This window comes from Rhodosalinus sp. 5P4 (genome assembly GCF_041365695.1).
Taxonomy (GTDB): Bacteria; Pseudomonadota; Alphaproteobacteria; order Rhodobacterales; family Rhodobacteraceae; genus Rhodosalinus.
Genome location: NZ_JBGFSJ010000001.1, coordinates 1 through 16824 on the forward strand (window position 1 = coordinate 1; position 16824 = coordinate 16824).

Consider the following 16824-nt stretch of genomic DNA (forward strand, 5'->3'; position numbering starts at 1 on the left):
CCCCCCCCCCCCCCCCCCCCCCCCCCCCCCCCCCCCCCCCCCCCCCCCCCCCCCCCCCCCCCCCCCCCCCCCCCCCCGGTCCGAGCCGACGGTCAGTAACGGTTCGCGATCGGCAGTTCCTCGGCGGGAAAGAGCGAGATCACCTCCACCCCGGTCTCGGTGACCACGACCTCCTCCTCGATCCGGGCGGCGGAATAGCCGTCCGCCGCCGGGCAGTAGGTCTCCAGTGCGAACACCATGCCGGTCTGGATCTCCATCGGGTGCTCGAGGCTGACCGCCCGGCTGATGATCGGCCGCTCGTGCAGCGCGAGGCCGAGCCCGTGGCCGAACTGCAGGCCGAAGGCCGCGTCCTCGGAGGGGAAGCCGAACTCCTCGGCCCGGGGCCAGACGGCGGCGACCTTGTCGGTGGTGACGCCCGGCCTGATCATCTCGATCGAGGCGTCGATCCATTCGCGTGCCTTGACGTAGGCGTCGTGCTGGGCGGGGGTGGCGCGGCCGATGTTGAAGGTCCGGTAATAGCAGGTCCGGTAGCCCTGGTAGGACTGCAGGATGTCGAAGAAGGCCTGGTCGCCGGGGCGGAAATAGCGGTCGGTGAAGTTGTGCGGGTGCGGATTGCAGCGCTCTCCGCTGATCGCGTTGATCGCCTCGACGTCGTCCGACCCCATCTCGTAGAGCATCTTGTTGGACATGGCGACGATGTCGTTCTCGCGGATGCCCGGCTTCAGCTCCTCGTAGATCATGTGGTAGACGCCATCGACCATGGCGGCCGCCTGGGTCAGAAGCTGGATCTCGTCCCAGTTCTTGATCTCGCGCGCGGCGAGCATGATCTGCTGGCCGTCGACGACGTGCAGCCCCTCCTCCTGGAGCGCGTGGAACATCGCCGTCTCGGCGTAGTCCACGCCCACCGGCATGTCCGCCATGCCCGCATCCTTGATCAGCTGGGCGATCTGACGCGCGTATTTCCGCATCAGCCCGAACTCGGGCGGGATGGTGCCGCGCATGCCGACGACGCCGGCGAGGCAGTGGTCGGGTTCCAGCCAGTCGGAAAATTTCTGATGGTGCACGGCGGCCGAGCCGAAATCCCACACATAAGGCGACTCGTCGCCCGTCAGCAGGCAGAAGCGGCACATCTTGTCCCGTTCCCATTCGCCGATCTTGGTGGCCGAGACGTAGCGGATGTTGTTCACGTCGAAGAGCAGCAGCGTGCCCGCGTTCGACGCTTCGAGCGCCTGTCGCGTCCGGGCGAGGCGGTAGCGGCGAAGCCGGTCATGGTCGATGCGGCGCTCGAAATCCACCGACATGTGGCCCGGCGCGGGCAGGCGTCCTTCCCAGCGCCAGTTGGGTTCGAGGTCCTGCGGCGTCAGCACGTTGGGTTTTAGGGCGAGGTTCATGGGTGTTCTCCCTGAGGCTGCGTGTCTGCACGCAGTGTCGTCCGGGGGTTTCGGGGTCGGGGGGCGTGCAAGCACGCTCCCCGCGGTGTCACTGGATGCACCAGCCGCCGTCGATGTGGATCATCTGGCCGGTCATGTAGTCGCTGTCACCGCTTGCGAGGAACGCGGCCGTTCCCTTCACGTCGTCGGGGTAGGAGACCCGCTTGATCTGCAGCGCTTCGCGCACGATGTCGTCGTAGGCCTGGCCCTCGCGCTCCTTGAAGCCGATGTCGATCAGGTCCTTGTCGAGCTGCTCCCAGAGCGGCGTCACCACGACGCCCGGCGCGTAGCCGTTCACGGTGATGTTGTGCTCCGAAAGCGCGACCGCGCCGCAATGCGTGAGCGCGAGGCAGCCGTATTTCGAGGTGCAGTAGACGGTGACGTCGACCAGCGGCTTGCGGCTGGCGATGGAGCCCACGTTGATGATCTTGTAGGGATAGTCGCGCTTGCCCTGGGCGATCATCTGGCGCGCGGTCTCCTGCATGCCGAGCCACATCGCCTTGGTGTTGACGTTCATGATCATGTCCCAGTTGTCTTCGTCGATATCCATGAAGAACCGGGGCTTGTTCATGCCCGCGTTGAAGAGGCCCACGTTGATCTCGCCGAAGGCGTCCACCGTGGCGGCCACGGCGGCGGCGTTGTCCTCGCGTCGCGTCACGTCCATCTTCACCGCGATGGCCTGCCCGTTGCCGCGGGCGTTGATCGCCTCGGCCACCTGCTGCGCCTCGTCGATGTCGATATCCCCGATGCAGACGTTCGCGCCCTGCTCGGCGAAGTGCTCGGCATTGGCCGCGCCCATGCCCTTCGCGGCGCCGGTGATCAGGATGTTCTTGCCCTTCAGGCGGTTGGGGTCCATTCCGTTCCTCCCTTGGTCCCGCGTCTCTCAGAACAGCGCGTCGGCCCGGGACTGGGCCGCGCGCAGCGTCTCGCGCGGGGTTTTCAGGCCCCGCAGCATGTCGTGGAATTCCTCGCCGCAGATGCGGATGATGTCGCTGATCGCGGGGATCGGCGGGCGCGGCCAGAACTGAAGCTCGTCGCGCCACGACATCGCCTCCACCGCCTCGAAGATGGTCGAGATGCGGCGGACCTCCGGGTCGGCGCCCACGGAATAGCGCGGGTTCGTGCGGCCGCCGTTGAGCACGAAGAGCTTCTGCGCTTCGGGCGAGGTGAAGACGGTCAGCGCCTCGGCGGCGGCCTCGCGCCGTTCGGGCGAGAGATTGGCCGGGATGCCGAGTGCGTAACCGCCCACCGGGGCGACCGGGCTGCCGCCCGGCCCGGGCGGGTGCGGCAGGTAGCCCGTCTGCCCGCAGGCCGGCGAGGACGGGTCGAGCTCGAAATAGGGCGCGAGCAGCGTGTAGCCGTAGGTCATCGCGATCGAGCCCGCGGCGTAGGGGCGGATACGCTCGTACCAGGACATCGAAAGGATGTCGGGCGGCGAGTAGTCGAGCAACTCGCGCAGGAATTCCGCGGCCGCGAGCCCGGCCTCGGTGTCGATCGTCGGACGATGGTCGCCGCTGGCGAGGTCGGCGCAGTCGTAGCCGCCCGAGATCGGCGCGAGGTCGAGCACCGGCTGGCCGAAATCGGCAAGCGTCATCAGCACCGTGTGGCCGAGCGCGGTGCCGCGCGCGGCGTTCCAGGCGATGCCGTGCACGCCGCGCGCCGGGTCGTGCAGCGCGCGCGCTGCGGCAAGCAGGGACCCTGTCGTCGTCGGCGGCTCCAGCCCCGCCCGCGCGAACATGTCCTTGCGATAGAAGAGAAGCTCGGGCGTCGTCTGCGCCGGCACGCCGTAGGGACGCCCGCCCCAATGCGTGGCCGCCCAGCCGGCGGTGTGGAAGTCGGCCGGATCGAGGCGGGCGACGTCCATCACCTCGTCGAGCGGCAGCAGCACGCCCTTCTCGACGAATTCGCCGATCCAGGGCAGGTCGACCGCCACGATGTCGTAGCGGCTGGCGGCACGCTCCGCGTTCTTGAGCGCCTCGTCGCGCAGCCGGTCGATCGAGAAGGCGCGCTGGTGTATCGAGACGCCGATCGACTGCTCGAACTGGCGCTTGAGATTGTCCATCACCATGAAGGTCGGGTCGCCATGCGCGAGCACCCGCAGCCCCCCGGCCAGGCGTAGCGGCTCGTTGCGCACGCCGAGTGCCGGAAGCGCGTAGGCCACCCGGTAGGAGCCGCCGTAGTAGTAGTCTTCCGTCGCGGGGTCGCGCGCGCCCTGGCCGAGGCGCGCCTCGGTCAGCCGGCGGAGCCGGTCGGAAAGCTGCGTCCAGGCCTCCAGAAGGGTCGGGCTGGGATGAAGCGAGAAGGTCTTGCCGCTCGCCGTGCGCGGGCGCTGCTCGACCAGCCCGGCCGCGACCATGTCGCGCAGACGACGGTTCGCGGTCGCGTAGGGAACGCTGCTGGCGCCGATCAGCGAGGTCGGCGTGACGGTTCGGCCCTCGAAATGGCTCCGCAGCAGGTAGAGCGCCATGCGCAGATGCGGATCGGTCGAGACCAGGTCGAGCGTGCCTTCGACCTCCTCGCAGAGATCCTCCATGTAGCCGATCAGGCGCAGCGCGTCGCCCTTCACGGCGGGCGGCGCTTTGGAACCTGCATCTAAAGGGCGTATCATGGTCACGGCGGAGGTCGCTCTGGGCGGGGCAGGCGCCTTGGCGCCCGCGATTTTATTCGATCTGGATTTTTTCGGCTGCGTCATCGACGGCCTCCACAGCATGTTCATTCCGGATGGAGCTTGATATCACCACCTTATCCGAAATGGACATTATACTATTCAATATGGACATGTTCCGGGCATCGCCGCCGGACGCCCCGACGCAGAGTCAACGTCGTTCGCCGCCTCGAAAGACGGCGATTCCCCCGCCTGGAGGAGCGTGGGGGCGAAAACGGATTGCAGACGAACCGGGAGGAGAAACTTAATGAAACTGCGCAGCACCCTTGCCGCCACCACCGCCGCGGGCCTCGGCCTTGCCGGCGCCGCGGCCGCTCAGGACTACACGATCGGCATCACGCAAAACAACGTGGGCGTCGACAGCTACCAGACCACCTACGAGAAGGCCTTCATCGCCGCGGCCGAAGCCAACGACGCCGTGCAGGCCGTGGTGCTCGACGCGGGCGGCGACGTGGCCCGCCAGATCGCGCAGATGGAGGACCTGATCCAGCAGGAGGTGGACGCCATCATCATCTGGCCCACGAATGGCGAGGCGGTGATCCCGGCGGTCCGCAAGGCCTTTCAGGCCGATATCCCGGTGATCGTCACCAATTCCAACATCGCCGAGCAGGGCTTCGACTTCGTCGCCTCCTTCTCGGGCCCGGACAACATCACCCAGGGCGCGCGCTCTGCCGAGATCATGTGCGACCGCTTCAAGGAGATGGGCATGGAGGATGAGGCCGAGATCGTGCAGATTTCCGGCCAGCCCGGCTACACGACCGCGATCGAGCGCGCGAAGGGCTTCGAGGATCGCCTGCCCGAGGTCTGCCCGAACGTCACCCTCATAGAGACGCAGCCGGGCGACTGGAACCGCGAGAAGAGCCAGCAGGTGATGGAGGCCTTCCTCGTTAAGTACGACAATATCGACGGGGTCTACGCCGGCGACGACAACATGGGCGTGGGTGCGCTCAACGCCGCGAAGGCCGCGGGCCGCGCCGAGGACATCGTCTTCGTCGGCGCCACGAACTTCGCCGTGGGCTATGACGCGATGGCCGCCGGCGACTACTGGGGGTCGATCTACCAGTCGCCCGTGGACGACGCCGAGGCCGCGCTGCAAACGGCGATCGACGTGCTCGAGGGCGGGGACGTGCCCTTCCTGAACTATTTCGACACGCCGAAGATCACCCAGGAGAACATGGGCGACTTCTCCAAGCCCGTCTTCTGAGCGGGCCTCCCTGGCCGGCTGCGGCGCCTCGGCGCCGCGGCCGCTTCCGAAAAGGCACGGAGACGTCGAGCGGGAGGTCGGCATGGGACGCGTATCGGGGCGGGTCTGCCTGGTGACGGGCGCGGCCCGGGGGATCGGGCGAGCCATTGGCGAGGCGCTTCTGTCGGAGGGCGCGCAGGTCTGCTTCGCCGATCTCGACGGCAATGGCGCGGCGCAAGTCGCCGAGGCGGCGAATGCGCGCCTCAACGGCAATGCCGGCAACGCCATGGCCGTCGGGCTCGACGTGCGTGACCGCGCCTCGGTGCGGAACGCGATTTCCAAGGTGGCGGAGCGCTACGGGCGGCTCGACGTGACGTTCAACAATGCGGGCGTGAACAAGCCCATGAACTTCATGGACGTGACCGAGGAGAACTGGAACTTCGTCATGGGCGTGAACGGTCTGGGCTGTCTGATCGGCATGCAGGAGGCGGCGCGCCAGATGATCGCGCAGGGCCGGGGGGCGGACGGGATCGCGGGCAAGATCGTCAACACCGCCTCGATCGCCAGCCGCCAGGGCTTCGACAACGTGGCGCCTTACTGCGCGTCCAAGTGGGCGGTGGTCTCGCTCACGCAATCGGGGGCGCGGGACCTTGCGCGCCATGGTATCACCGTGACGGGTTTCGCGCCCGGCGTGGTGGCCACGGAGATGTGGGACCAGGTGGACCACGACCTGATGGAGATCGGCGCCGCCGAGCGGCCCGGGCAGGCGATGGAGGAGTTCGCCGCCGACATCCTGAAGGGACGCGTGGCGACGCCCGCCGACATCACCGGCACGACGACGTTCCTGGCGTCCAGGGACAGCGACTACATGACGGGGCAGATCGTGATGATCGACGGGGGCATGACCCTCGTCTGACGGACCTGCCCGCCATTCGCCCCGCCGGGGCACGGGAGGAGTTGAGCCATGAGCGAGGCCATGCAGAGCCGGCCCGCCGCCAGGGCGGGCAGCCTGACGGGGGCGAGGGTGGGGACGTTCCTCGCCCGCCAGGGGATCCTGATCGCCTTCGTCCTTTTCATGATCGGGTTCACCATCGCCAACGACCGGTTCCTTCAGCCCGACAACATCCTGGGCGTGATCCGGTCCTCGGCCATTCTCGGGGTCATGGCGCTCGGGGTGACCTTCGTGGTGATCAGCGGCAATCTGGACCTCTCGGTGGGCTCGCTCATGAGCTTCTCGACGATCGTGGTCCTCGACCTGCATGACAAGATCGGGCCGGCGCTGGCGATCCCGGCGATGTTCGCCATGACGCTGGCGATCGGGGCGGTGATCGGCTTTCTCGTGGGGTATCTGCGGCTCAACTCCCTGATCGTGACGCTGGGCATGCTTTCGGCGATCCACGGCCTGACGCTGACCTGGTCCGGCGGCCAGAACATGGACATCGCCGACAAGGGAGAGACCTGGTTCGCCGTGTTCGGACAGGGCGAGGCGATGGGCATCCCCGTGCCGATCCTCATCTTCGCGCTTCTGGCCGCCCTTCTGGGGATCGTGCTGGCCAAGACGCCCTTCGGGCGCAAGGTCTATGCAGTCGGCGGCAACGGCACGGCGGCGACCTTCTCGGGCATCCGGCGGGCGCGGGTCGTCTTCTCCTGCTACCTCGTCTCGGCCTTCTGCGTGGCCACGGCCGGGCTCATCCAGGCCAGCCGCTCGATGGGCTCGCAGAACACGGTGGGGCAGGGAATGGAGCTCGAGGTGCTCGCGGCCGTCATCCTTGGCGGCGCCTCGCTGATGGGCGGCTCGGGCACGATCTTCAAGACGGTGATCGGCGTGCTGATCCTGGGCTTCATCCAGAACGGGCTGCTGCTGATCGGGCTCGAATTCTACGTCCAGTACGTCGTGACGTGGATCATCATCATCCTGGCGGTCTGGCTGGACGTCGCGGCAAAGCGCGGCCGGCTGCTCTCGCCCGTCGCGTGAAGGAGGGGATCATGGCACCGGGACAACTGAGCGCCTTCCTGAAGCGCGGCGCGATCTGGGGCTTCATCGTGCTCGAGCTGATCTTCTTCTCGGTCGCGGGGGAATTCCTGTCGATCTCCGACAAGGCGTTCGTCAACTGGGACAACATGCTGCTTCTGCTCAAGCAGTCGGCGCCGCTGGGCATCATCGCCATGGGCATGACGCTGGTCATGGTGAACGGCAATATCGACCTGAGCGTCGGCGCCATCTTCGCGCTGGCTGCCGTGATCCTGCTGGACAGCATGACCTGGCCGTTCATGGCCGCGATGGGCGACTGGGCCATCCCCTTCGCATGGATGTTCGCGCTGCTCACCGGCGTGGCGGTCGGCGCGATCAACGGCTTCATCGTCTGGAAGACCGGGGTGGACGCGTTCATCGTGACACTGGGCGCGATGCTCGGCTTCCGCGGGCTCGTCTTCATGTACAACGGCGAGCAGCCGACCTCGCATCTCAACTGGACGCTCGTGGACTTCGCAGAGGCGCAGTTCCTGGGCCTGCACACGGCGACCTGGTTCCTGCTCATGGTGACGGCCGCGATGTGGTACCTGATGAACCGCACCGTCCACGGGCGCAATGCCTACGCCATCGGCGACAACCGCGAGGCGGCGGTGAACGCGGGCATCCGCGTGGGCCCTCACATGATGATCAACTTCATGATCATCGGCTTCCTCGCCGCGCTGTCGGCGGTGGTCTTCTACTCCGAGTCGGGGTCGGTGAACCCCAATGACGGCACGCTCTACGAGCTCTGGGTCATCACCGCCGTCGTCCTGGGCGGGACCAAGCTGACGGGCGGCTCGGGCTCCATCATCTCGACGCTCGGTGGCGTGCTGGCGATCCAGATCCTGCGCCGCGGGCTCAACCATATCGGCGCGGACACAGAGACGGTGAACCTCGTGATCGGCCTCATCCTGATCGCGGTGCTCTTCCTCGACCGTCAGCTCAACGTGAGGGGCAAGGAGGCCCTGCGGATATGACCGACAAGACACCGGCGCTCCGGCTCGAGAACATCGTGAAGACCTTCCCGGGCGTGCGCGCGCTCGACGGGGTGTCGTTCGAGGTCGTCCCGGGCGAGGTCCATGCGCTCATGGGCGAGAACGGGGCCGGCAAGAGCACCCTGATGAAGGTCCTGGGCGGCATCCACCAGCCGAACGAGGGCCGCATCCTCGTGGGCGAGGCGCCCGTGGTGATGGCGAACCCGCTGGAGGCGAAGGCCAAGGGCATCGTCTTCATCCACCAGGAACTGAGCCTCGCCGAGGAACTCACCGTGGCCGAGAACATCTATCTCGGTGAGCTGCCGCGGAAGTCCTTCGGCCGCGTGGACTGGAAGACGCTCTACGCCCGCACGGACGAGATCCTCGCCCAGCTCAAGGTGGGCTTCGACGCGCGGACGGTGGTCGGTACGCTCTCCATCGCGAACCAGCAGATGGTGGAGATCGCCCGCGCCCTGACGGTGGACGCCAAGGCGGTGATCTTCGACGAGCCGACCGCCTCGCTGACCGACGCCGAGAAGGTGGTGCTCTTCGAGGTGATCGAGGACCTCAAGCGCCAGGGCGTGGGGATCATCTACATCTCCCACCGCATGGAGGAGATCTTCCGGATCACCGACCGGATCAGCGTGCTGCGCGACGGGCAGTATCGCGGCACGCTCGTGACGGCGGAGACGAACGAGGACGAGGTGACGCAGCTGATGATCGGCCGCGCGCTCGACCTGTCGCGCAACGAAAACCATGCCGAGCCGGGCGACGTGGCGCTGGAGGTCAGGGGCCTTTCCTGCGGGGATCTCTACCGCGACGTGAGCTTCGAGATCCGCCGCGGCGAGGTGGTGGGGTTCTACGGGCTCGTCGGCGCCGGCCGCACCGAGATCGCCGAGACGCTTTTCGGTCTGCGCGCCCCCTCCGCCGGGCAGATCCTTCTGGAGGGAGAGGAGGTCCGGCTGCATTCGCCCGCCGACGCTATCTCCCGCGGCATCAGCCTCGTGCCCGAGGACCGCAAGGGGCAGGGGCTGGTGCTCGGCATGAACTGCCGGGACAACATGACCCTGCCGCAGGTGAACGACCTGAAGGCCGGACCCTTCGTGGCCGAGGGCGCCGAGGTCGCGATCTTCGACCAGTACCGCGACCGGCTCGACATCCGCACGCCGGGCTGGCGCCAGCTCGTCGGCAACCTGTCCGGCGGCAACCAGCAGAAGATCGTGATCGGCAAGTGGCTGTCGATGCATCCGACGCTTCTGATCGTGGACGAGCCGACGCGGGGGATCGACGTGGGCTCCAAGTCGGAGATCCACAAGCTCATCCGCGATCTCGCGGGGCAGGGCTACGCGGTGATGGTGATCTCCTCGGAGATGCCGGAGGTGCTCCATGTCTCGGACCGGATCGTGGCGATGTATCACGGCGAGCTGATCCGGACCTTCACCTCGGACGAGGTGACGGAGGACAACCTGATCCAGGCGATCTCCGGCATCCGCCCCGACGACAAGGCCGCGTGATGGGCGATTTGGCGACCCCGGCCTGCGCCATGGCAGGGCGGCGGACGGCTCCGGCCTTTCGCGGTGACTGAAAGTCGGACGCGCGCGGCGGACGGCGACGGAGAGACGTCCGCACCGGCTCCTCGACCAAGACGCATCGGCAAGCCCGCGCCGCTGGCCCCGGGCGACGAACCGCGCTATCCGGCGCCGGGACCATCCGCTCGGACCAACTGGACGCGACTCCCCGCAGCCTAGGGCGGCGCGACCTGCTTGCGCTTCGCCAGTTCTGGGGCAGGCTGCTAGACTGGGTCGCCGTGGGCGCGTCGGACCGCGGATGCGTGGCCCGACGGGAAGAAGCAAAGGACATTCCGATCATGGAAGACTGGGTGCGGCCAACCTTGATTCTCGGCGCGGTCGCCGTGCTGCTGGTGCTGAACGTGCTGGAGTTCCGATCCAAGCGGCGCGCGGACCGGGCCGAAACGGCGCGCTTCGCGGAAGACGACAGCTCGACAATGTGGTTCGCGCGAAAGCGTCATGCCACGTTGCAGAACATCGAGCAGGTGCTGCACATCATCAACACGGTGCTGATCGCCATCCTGATCGCGATCCTCACCGCGTGAGGGACGGCGCGCTCCGGGAAAGGAACACGCACTGGGGGGACGGACATGAACATCCTCGTCTTCGGAGCAACGGGCGGATCGGGCCGGGCCGTCGTGGCGCGCGCCCTCGACGCGGGGCACGAGGTGACGGCCTTCGTGCGCGATCCCTCGCGCATGGAGGCCGCACCGCGCCTGACCGTCGTCGCGGGCGACGCGACATGCGCGGACGACGTGGCGCGCGCGCTGCCGGGGCACGATGCGATCGTAATCAGCCTGGGGGACCGGCCGAAACCGTTCGACTGGTTGCCCGGACGGCGCCGCGCCGCCTCGAGCCGCGTCTGCGAAATCGGCACGCGGAACATCCTGGCCGCGATGCCGTCGGACGCGCCGCCCCGTATCGTCGTGGTGAGCGCCTTCGGCGTCGGCGACACGCGCGAGACCGCGCCCTGGTATCATCGCCTCTACCTGCGCCTGTTCATGGAGGATCTCATGGCCGACAAGGAGCGGCAGGAAACCTTGCTGAAGAAGGCCGATCCCGACTTCCTGATCGTGCAGCCGGTCGCGCTGACCGACGCGGGGGCGAGCGGGCGATGGACGGCCAGCACGGAGGGCGCCATCGGCAGGCAGCAGGTCTCGCGCGGCGACCTCGCGGCGTTCATCGTGGACGAGTTGACCGAAAGACAGCACCGGCGGGAAACCGTGGCGTTTTCCGGGTGAACGGTCGCCGGCGCGCCTCGGGCGTGGCGACGGTCCGGTCCGGCAGTGGCGCGCGCCGCCCGCGGGACGGGCCGGGCCGCGGTGACCCGCGCCCGATCCCCGCGCCGCCGCGGCGTCAGTCGCCGGGCCCGATCCCGAAATAGAGCAGGTATTTGTCGATCGCCTTGGCGATCGCGTCCTCGGGGTCCTCGGGGCCGTTCATCCCGTAGATGTGCGTCCTGATCCCGATATAGACGATGCCGCCATGCAGGTTCCAGATATCCTCCATGCTCGGCCGCGCGCCGCCGCGCGCCAGCGCCTCGGTCTCGTCGAGGACCGGGCGGAGAATCACCTCGCCCAGATGCTCGAGATAGCGGTGGTTGAGCGCCGCCCCGGCCAGACCGGAGAACATGAAAATCCGCATCCAGTCGCGCTCGAAGATGAGGGCGCTGTATTCCGTGTAGAACGCGAGTAGCCGCTGCCGCAGCGGCACGGAGCGATCCGTGAGGCGGTCCGGCCAGTCCGGCGAGAGCCGGTCGAGGTAGACCTTTTCATAGACCGCTTCGAGCAGGTCGTGCTTCGTCGGGAAGTAGTTGAAAAGTAGAGATTGCGTCACCCCGAGCCGCTTGGCGAGCTGGCGTGTGTTTCCCTCGAGGCCGACCTCGGCGAAGAAGCGCACGGCTTCTGCCACGATCTGCTTGCGACGCTCCTCGGGGGGCATGCGCCGACGCGCCGCGCCTTCGATGGAATGTATGTTTTCGCTGTCCAACCCGGCACCCATGATCCTGCCAGCCCGCCCCTTTAAACACTTTTTCCTTGAAACGCGCATCTTTTTAAAGATCATGCGATCAACAAGGGTGAGCATCCGATCAATAACGCCGGCGACCGGCGCGGGACGCGGATGGGGAGGATTACCGGATGAAGGCATCGGCGGGCGGATATGCCCGGGCCAGGGACGTGCCGCACGCGCTCGACCTGCTGGCGGCGTCGGACGGCGCGGGGCGGATCCTGGCGGGCGGGCAGAGCCTGATCGCGGCGATGAACATGCGCCTGTCGGAAGGCGACATGCTGATCGACATCTCCCGCATCGCCGGTCTGCAGGGCGTCACCGAAGAGGCGGACACGCTGCGCATCGGCGCGCTGACCCGCCACGCGGCGGTCGGGGCCGATCCGCTGATTTCGGCGCACGCGCCGCTGCTGGCGGAGGCGGTGGGCTACATCGCCCATGCCGCCATCCGCAACCGCGGCACGATCGGGGGCGCGCTGGCGCATGCCGATCCGGCCGCGGAGTTTCCCGCCTGTGCCGTCGCGCTGGGCGCGACGATCCATGTCGAGGGAAAGGGCGGCGCGCGGGAGATCCCGGCCGAGGCGTTCTTCGAGGACGTCTTCACCACGGCGCTCGCCGACGACGAGATCCTGACGGCGATCTCCGTGCCCAAGGCGGAGCCGGGCGAGGTGCAGCTTCTCGAAGAGGTCGCGCGGCGGTCGGGCGACTACGCGCTGACGGGGCTGTGCCTGGTCAGGCGGGCGACGGGGCACCGCGTGACGGTGTTCTCGGCCGGGCCGACGCCGCTTCTGGCGCGGGACGCCATGACCGCGCTTGACGGGGGCGACCTCCACGGCGCGGTGGCGGCGCTCGTCGAGGCGCTCGACCCGCCCTCGGACACGCAGGCGAGCGCGTCCTATCGCAGACATCTTGCAGGGGTTCTGCTGCGCAGGGCCGTGGCACGGATCGAGGAACAGAAGGCATGACGGCGGCATTCTCGAACAAGGTCGACATCGAACTCACGGTGAACGGAGAGCCGGTCGAGGCGCGCGTTCCGGCGGGCCAGCACCTGGTGGATTTCCTGCGGCTCGACCTCGGGCTGACCGGGGCGCACGCCTCCTGCGAGCACGGCGTCTGCGGCGCGTGCACCCTTCGCGTCGACGGAGAGGCCGTGCGCGGCTGCCTGATGCTCGCCGCGCAGGCCGACGGCGCCGAGGTCTGGACGGTGGAGGGGCTGACCGATCAGGGAACGAGCGCGGATCTGCAGCAGGCCTTCGTGGCGCGAAACGCGTTGCAGTGCGGCTTCTGCACGCCGGGCATGATCGTCGCGGCCGAGGACCTGCTGGCACGAGGCGATGTGCCCACACGGGCGGCGATCCGCGAGCACCTGTCGGGCAACTACTGCCGTTGCACCGGCTACGAGGCGATCATCGACGCGGTCGAAAGCGTGGCGCGGGCGCGCGCTGGAAAGGATGCCGCATGACCATCCAGTTCGGAAACCCCGATCGGCCCAATTCCTATATCGGCAAGACCGTTCCGCGCCCCAACGCGGAAAAGCTCGTGCAGGGGCGCGGGCGCTATGTCGACGACATCGTGCTGCCGCGGATGGTGCATGTGGCCTTCGTCCGATCGCCGGTGGCCCATGCCCGGATCAGCGGCCTCGACACTGAGGCGGCGAAAGCGGTGAAGGGCGTTCTGCGGGTCTTCACCGGGGCCGACCTTGCCGATGTCTGCACGCCCTGGGTCGCGGTGCTGGCGCATCTCAAGGGCCTGAAATCGCCGCCGCAGCACGCCATGGCCGTGGACCGGGCCTGCTGGGTGGGCGAGCCGGTGGCGGCCGTCGTCGCCACCACGCGCGCCGCGGCTGAGGAAGGCGCGGCGCTCGTCGATGTGGACTACGATCCGCTTCCGGTCGTCACCGACACGATGACCGCGCTGGATGACGACACGCCGGTGATCCATCCCGACCTCGGCGACAATCTTGCCTTCCGGCGGCTGCACGAGGAAGGCGACGTCGAGGCGGCCATGGAAGCGGCGCACAAGGTGGTGTCGGCCCGCTTCCGCACCGCGCGCCATACCGGGGTGACCCTGGAGCCGCGCTCGATCCTCGTCGACTGGAACCCGGCCGAGGAGCAGCTGACGGCCTATCACGCGACGCAGGCCCCGCACATGATGCAGACGGTGTTCGCGGAGCATCTGGGAATCCCCGAGGGCCGCGTCCGGGTGGTCTGCGGAGACGTGGGCGGATCCTACGGGATCAAGGTCCATGTCTATCCCGACGAGATGGCCACCGCCGCCATCGCGAAGGTCCTGGCGCGTCCGGTCAAGTTCATCGCCGACCGGCTGGAAAGTTTCACCACCGACATCCATGCCCGCGATCACGAGATCGAGGCACGGATCGCCGTGGACGCGGAGGGCAAGATCCTCGCCATCGACGTCGACGACTGGACCGGGATCGGGCCCTACTCGGTCTATCCGCGCACCTCGGCCATCGAGGGCAACCAGGTCGTGAACCTGTGCGGGGGCCCCTACGACTTCTCCAATTACAGGGCGCGGACCACGGTCGTGTTCCAGAACAAGACGCCGACCTGCCAGTACCGGGCCGTCGGCCACCCGATCGCCGTGGCGATCACCGAAGGGCTGGTGGACATGGCCGCCGCCGCCATCGGGATGGATCCGGTCGAGATGCGGCGCCGGAACATGTATGCGGACGACGCCTATCCCGTGACGTCGCCCGCGAAGATGAAGTTCGAGGGGCTGTCGCATCACGCCTCGATGGACCGGCTGATGGAGCTGATGGACTACGACGCGCTGCGCGCCGATCAGGAAGAGGCACGCAAGCAGGGCAAGCATCGCGGCATCGGCATCGCGTCCTTCATCGAGCTGACGAACCCCTCTCCGTTCATGTACGGGATCGGCGGCGCGCGCATCTCCGCGCAGGACGGCTGCACCGTCCGCATGGATCCCGACGGCTCGGTCGTGGCGCTGTCGGGCGTGACGGAACAGGGGCAGGGCACGGAGGCGATGCTGTCGCAGATCGTCGCCGAAAGCGTGGGCGTCACGCCCGACAAGGTCCGGATCATCACGGGCGACACCCAGGTCACGCCCTATGGCGGCGGCACCTGGGCGTCGCGCGGGGCGGGGATCGGCGGCGAAGCCGCGCTTCAGGCGGGACGCGCGTTGCGCGGCTCGATCCTCGAGGTGGCGGCGGCGATGCTCCAGTCCGACGAGGGCAGGCTCGACATCCGCGACGGCCAGGTGGTCGACGCCGATACGGGCGAGACGCGGATGCCGCTCGAGGAGCTGGGCCGCATCGTCTACTTCCGTGGCGACACGCTGCCCAAGGGCCTGCCGCGCGAACTGGTCCAGACCCGGCACTTCATCACCATGGACTATCCCTTCGCCTTCACCAACGGCGTCCAGGCCTCCTATCTGGAGGTGGACACGGATACCGGTGTCGTGACATTGCTGAAGCACTGGTGCGTGGAGGATTGCGGCCGGATCATCAATCCGCAGCTCGTCGACGAGCAGATACGGGGCGGGATCGTGCAGGGCCTCGGGGGCGCGCTTTTCGAGGAAATCCACTACGACGAGGACGGGCAGCTGCTGAACGGCTCGATGGCCGACTACCTCGTGCCCATGGCCGCCGAGATGCCCGACATGATCGTCGGTCACGTGGAGACGCCCACGGCGGAAAGCGAGCTTGGGGCGAAGGGGGCCGGAGAGGCCGGCACTGCCGGGGCCCCTGCCGCGGTGATGAACGCGATCAACGACGCCTTGCGCCCGCTTGGCGCCGAGGTCACCGAAATGCCCTTCACGCCGGAACGCATCCTGCGCGCGCTGGGCAAGATCAAAGACTGAACCAAGGGGGCGCGGGAGGCGCCCCGACAAAGGGAGGGAAACACATGAAGATCACGGCATTCGCGACGGCCACGGCCATACTGACGAGCGGTGCGGCCTTTGCCCAACAGCAGATTACCGTCAACATCGGCTCTTCGCACCCGGAACAGAACATCTGGGTCTACGCGATGAAGAACACGTTCCAGCCCGAGGTGAACCGCATCCTCGCCGAGAACGGCAACGACTATCAGGTCAACTGGGTCGAGAGCTACGCCGGCACGCTCTACAAGTTCACCGACACCCGCGAGGCGGTGATGGACGGCATCGTCGACGTGGGCATGGTCGGCACGGTCTGGGAGGGGGCCAACATGCCGCTTCAGAACGTGACCTACTTCACCCCCTTCGCCACCGAAGATCACCGCATGATCATCGAGATCTTCGACGATCTGTCGGAAAACCTTCCGGCGCTGAAGAACAGCTGGTCCGAGAACGGCATGGTGCATCTCAGCTCGCTCATCACCGACAGCTACGACATCTACGCGACCTTCCCCGTGACCTCGATGGAGGATCTTCAGAACCGCAAGCTGAACGCGCCGGGCACCTCGGCGAACTGGCTGCGCGAGACCGGGGCCACGCCGGTCGACGGGGCGCTGACCACCTATTACACGAACATCCAGACCGGCGTGACCGAGGGAACCCTGTCCTTCGCCTCGGGCATCCGCCCGACCCGGGTCTACGAAGTCGCGCCAGAGCTGACGCGCGTGGGCATCGGGTCGATGTATTTCGGCGGCATCGCGGCCAACGAGGATTTCTTCGACGCCCTGCCGGAAGAGGTGCAGCAGGCGATGCGAGAGGCCGCGCAGGCCACCTCGGTGGCGCATGGGGACTATGTGGCCGATCTTGCCGCGACGGCGATCGACGAGATGCAGGAGGCCGGGCTGACCATTCACCAGCTGCCCGACGAGGAGAAGGCCAAGTGGGTGAACGGCCTGCCGAACATCGTGGAGCCGTGGCTGGAGCAGACCGGCGAGGACGGCAGGATCGTGCTCAAGGCCTATTTCGACGCGTTGCGCGAACGCGGCGCAACGCCGCTGCGGGACTGGGACGAAGGTCTCTGATCGGCTGAAGACAAGCAATGACAAGGCGATGCCGCCCGTCGCACCGCGC

16 protein-coding genes are annotated in these 16824 nt (G+C 67.6%); 12 read left to right on the forward strand and 4 right to left on the reverse strand.

What is annotated here, in order from left to right; translation table 11 throughout:
• Positions 1–92 precede the first annotated feature (92 nt).
• From AB6A69_RS00005 to AB6A69_RS00015, 3 genes are all read right to left on the reverse strand, one after another.
• Positions 93–1391 (reverse strand): M24 family metallopeptidase, encoded by a 1299-nt coding sequence (locus AB6A69_RS00005; RefSeq protein ID WP_371036784.1) that lies wholly within the window; start codon positions 1389–1391, stop codon positions 93–95.
• A gap of 88 nt (positions 1392–1479) precedes the next feature.
• On the reverse strand, positions 1480–2286 hold the full coding sequence (locus tag AB6A69_RS00010; RefSeq protein ID WP_371059158.1) for an SDR family NAD(P)-dependent oxidoreductase: 807 nt from the start codon (positions 2284–2286) through the stop codon (positions 1480–1482).
• 27 nt (positions 2287–2313) lie between these two features.
• Positions 2314–4038, reverse strand: coding sequence for an ABC transporter substrate-binding protein (locus tag AB6A69_RS00015; RefSeq protein ID WP_371059159.1), 1725 nt, complete (start codon positions 4036–4038; stop codon positions 2314–2316).
• Here AB6A69_RS00015 and AB6A69_RS00020 point away from each other — a divergent pair.
• The 8 genes from AB6A69_RS00020 to AB6A69_RS00055 all read left to right on the forward strand — a co-directional run bounded on the left by AB6A69_RS00020 (position 4037) and on the right by AB6A69_RS00055 (position 11072).
• Positions 4037–4162 carry a hypothetical protein gene (locus tag AB6A69_RS00020; protein ID WP_371059160.1) on the forward strand — a complete coding sequence of 42 codons (126 nt, stop codon included), beginning with the start codon at positions 4037–4039 and terminating at the stop codon, positions 4160–4162. The genes AB6A69_RS00015 and AB6A69_RS00020 overlap by 2 nt on opposite strands.
• A 180-nt stretch (positions 4163–4342) precedes the next feature.
• Positions 4343–5299 carry a sugar ABC transporter substrate-binding protein gene (locus AB6A69_RS00025; protein WP_371036781.1) on the forward strand — a complete coding sequence of 319 codons (957 nt, stop codon included), beginning with the start codon at positions 4343–4345 and terminating at the stop codon, positions 5297–5299.
• A gap of 82 nt (positions 5300–5381) precedes the next feature.
• The gene (locus tag AB6A69_RS00030) at positions 5382–6194 is read left to right on the forward strand and encodes an SDR family oxidoreductase (RefSeq protein WP_371059161.1); all 813 of its coding nucleotides are present in this window, start codon (positions 5382–5384) and stop codon (positions 6192–6194) included.
• A gap of 60 nt (positions 6195–6254) precedes the next feature.
• The gene (locus AB6A69_RS00035) at positions 6255–7253 is read left to right on the forward strand and encodes an ABC transporter permease (protein WP_371059607.1); all 999 of its coding nucleotides are present in this window, start codon (positions 6255–6257) and stop codon (positions 7251–7253) included.
• Between the two features lie 11 nt (positions 7254–7264).
• Positions 7265–8266 carry an ABC transporter permease gene (locus tag AB6A69_RS00040; protein ID WP_371059162.1) on the forward strand — a complete coding sequence of 334 codons (1002 nt, stop codon included), beginning with the start codon at positions 7265–7267 and terminating at the stop codon, positions 8264–8266.
• Complete coding sequence (locus AB6A69_RS00045) at positions 8263–9777, forward strand: sugar ABC transporter ATP-binding protein (protein WP_371059163.1); 1515 nt, start codon at positions 8263–8265, stop codon at positions 9775–9777. Before AB6A69_RS00040 ends, AB6A69_RS00045 begins: the two co-directional genes overlap by 4 nt.
• A gap of 353 nt (positions 9778–10130) precedes the next feature.
• Positions 10131–10376, forward strand: coding sequence for a hypothetical protein (locus tag AB6A69_RS00050; RefSeq protein ID WP_371059164.1), 246 nt, complete (start codon positions 10131–10133; stop codon positions 10374–10376).
• A gap of 45 nt (positions 10377–10421) precedes the next feature.
• Complete coding sequence (locus tag AB6A69_RS00055; RefSeq protein WP_371059165.1) at positions 10422–11072, forward strand: NAD(P)-dependent oxidoreductase; 651 nt, start codon at positions 10422–10424, stop codon at positions 11070–11072.
• A 115-nt stretch (positions 11073–11187) separates the two neighbouring features.
• Here the strand turns inward: AB6A69_RS00055 and AB6A69_RS00060 are convergent, their stop codons facing one another.
• Positions 11188–11772, reverse strand: coding sequence for a TetR/AcrR family transcriptional regulator (locus AB6A69_RS00060; RefSeq protein WP_371036775.1), 585 nt, complete (start codon positions 11770–11772; stop codon positions 11188–11190).
• A gap of 197 nt (positions 11773–11969) precedes the next feature.
• On the opposite strand from AB6A69_RS00060, the gene AB6A69_RS00065 reads away from it, so the two are divergent.
• The 4 genes from AB6A69_RS00065 to AB6A69_RS00080 are packed head-to-tail and all read left to right on the forward strand — an operon-like array spanning position 11970 to position 16775.
• Entirely contained in the window at positions 11970–12803 is an 834-nt protein-coding gene (locus AB6A69_RS00065; protein ID WP_371059166.1) for a xanthine dehydrogenase family protein subunit M, read from the forward strand.
• Complete coding sequence (locus AB6A69_RS00070; protein ID WP_371059167.1) at positions 12800–13300, forward strand: (2Fe-2S)-binding protein; 501 nt, start codon at positions 12800–12802, stop codon at positions 13298–13300. Before AB6A69_RS00065 ends, AB6A69_RS00070 begins: the two co-directional genes overlap by 4 nt.
• Positions 13297–15678, forward strand: a complete 2382-nt coding sequence (locus AB6A69_RS00075; protein ID WP_371059168.1) for a xanthine dehydrogenase family protein molybdopterin-binding subunit — start codon at positions 13297–13299, stop codon at positions 15676–15678. Before AB6A69_RS00070 ends, AB6A69_RS00075 begins: the two co-directional genes overlap by 4 nt.
• Positions 15679–15722: 44 nt before the next feature.
• Complete coding sequence (locus AB6A69_RS00080; RefSeq protein WP_371036771.1) at positions 15723–16775, forward strand: C4-dicarboxylate TRAP transporter substrate-binding protein; 1053 nt, start codon at positions 15723–15725, stop codon at positions 16773–16775.
• Positions 16776–16824 lie beyond the last annotated feature (49 nt).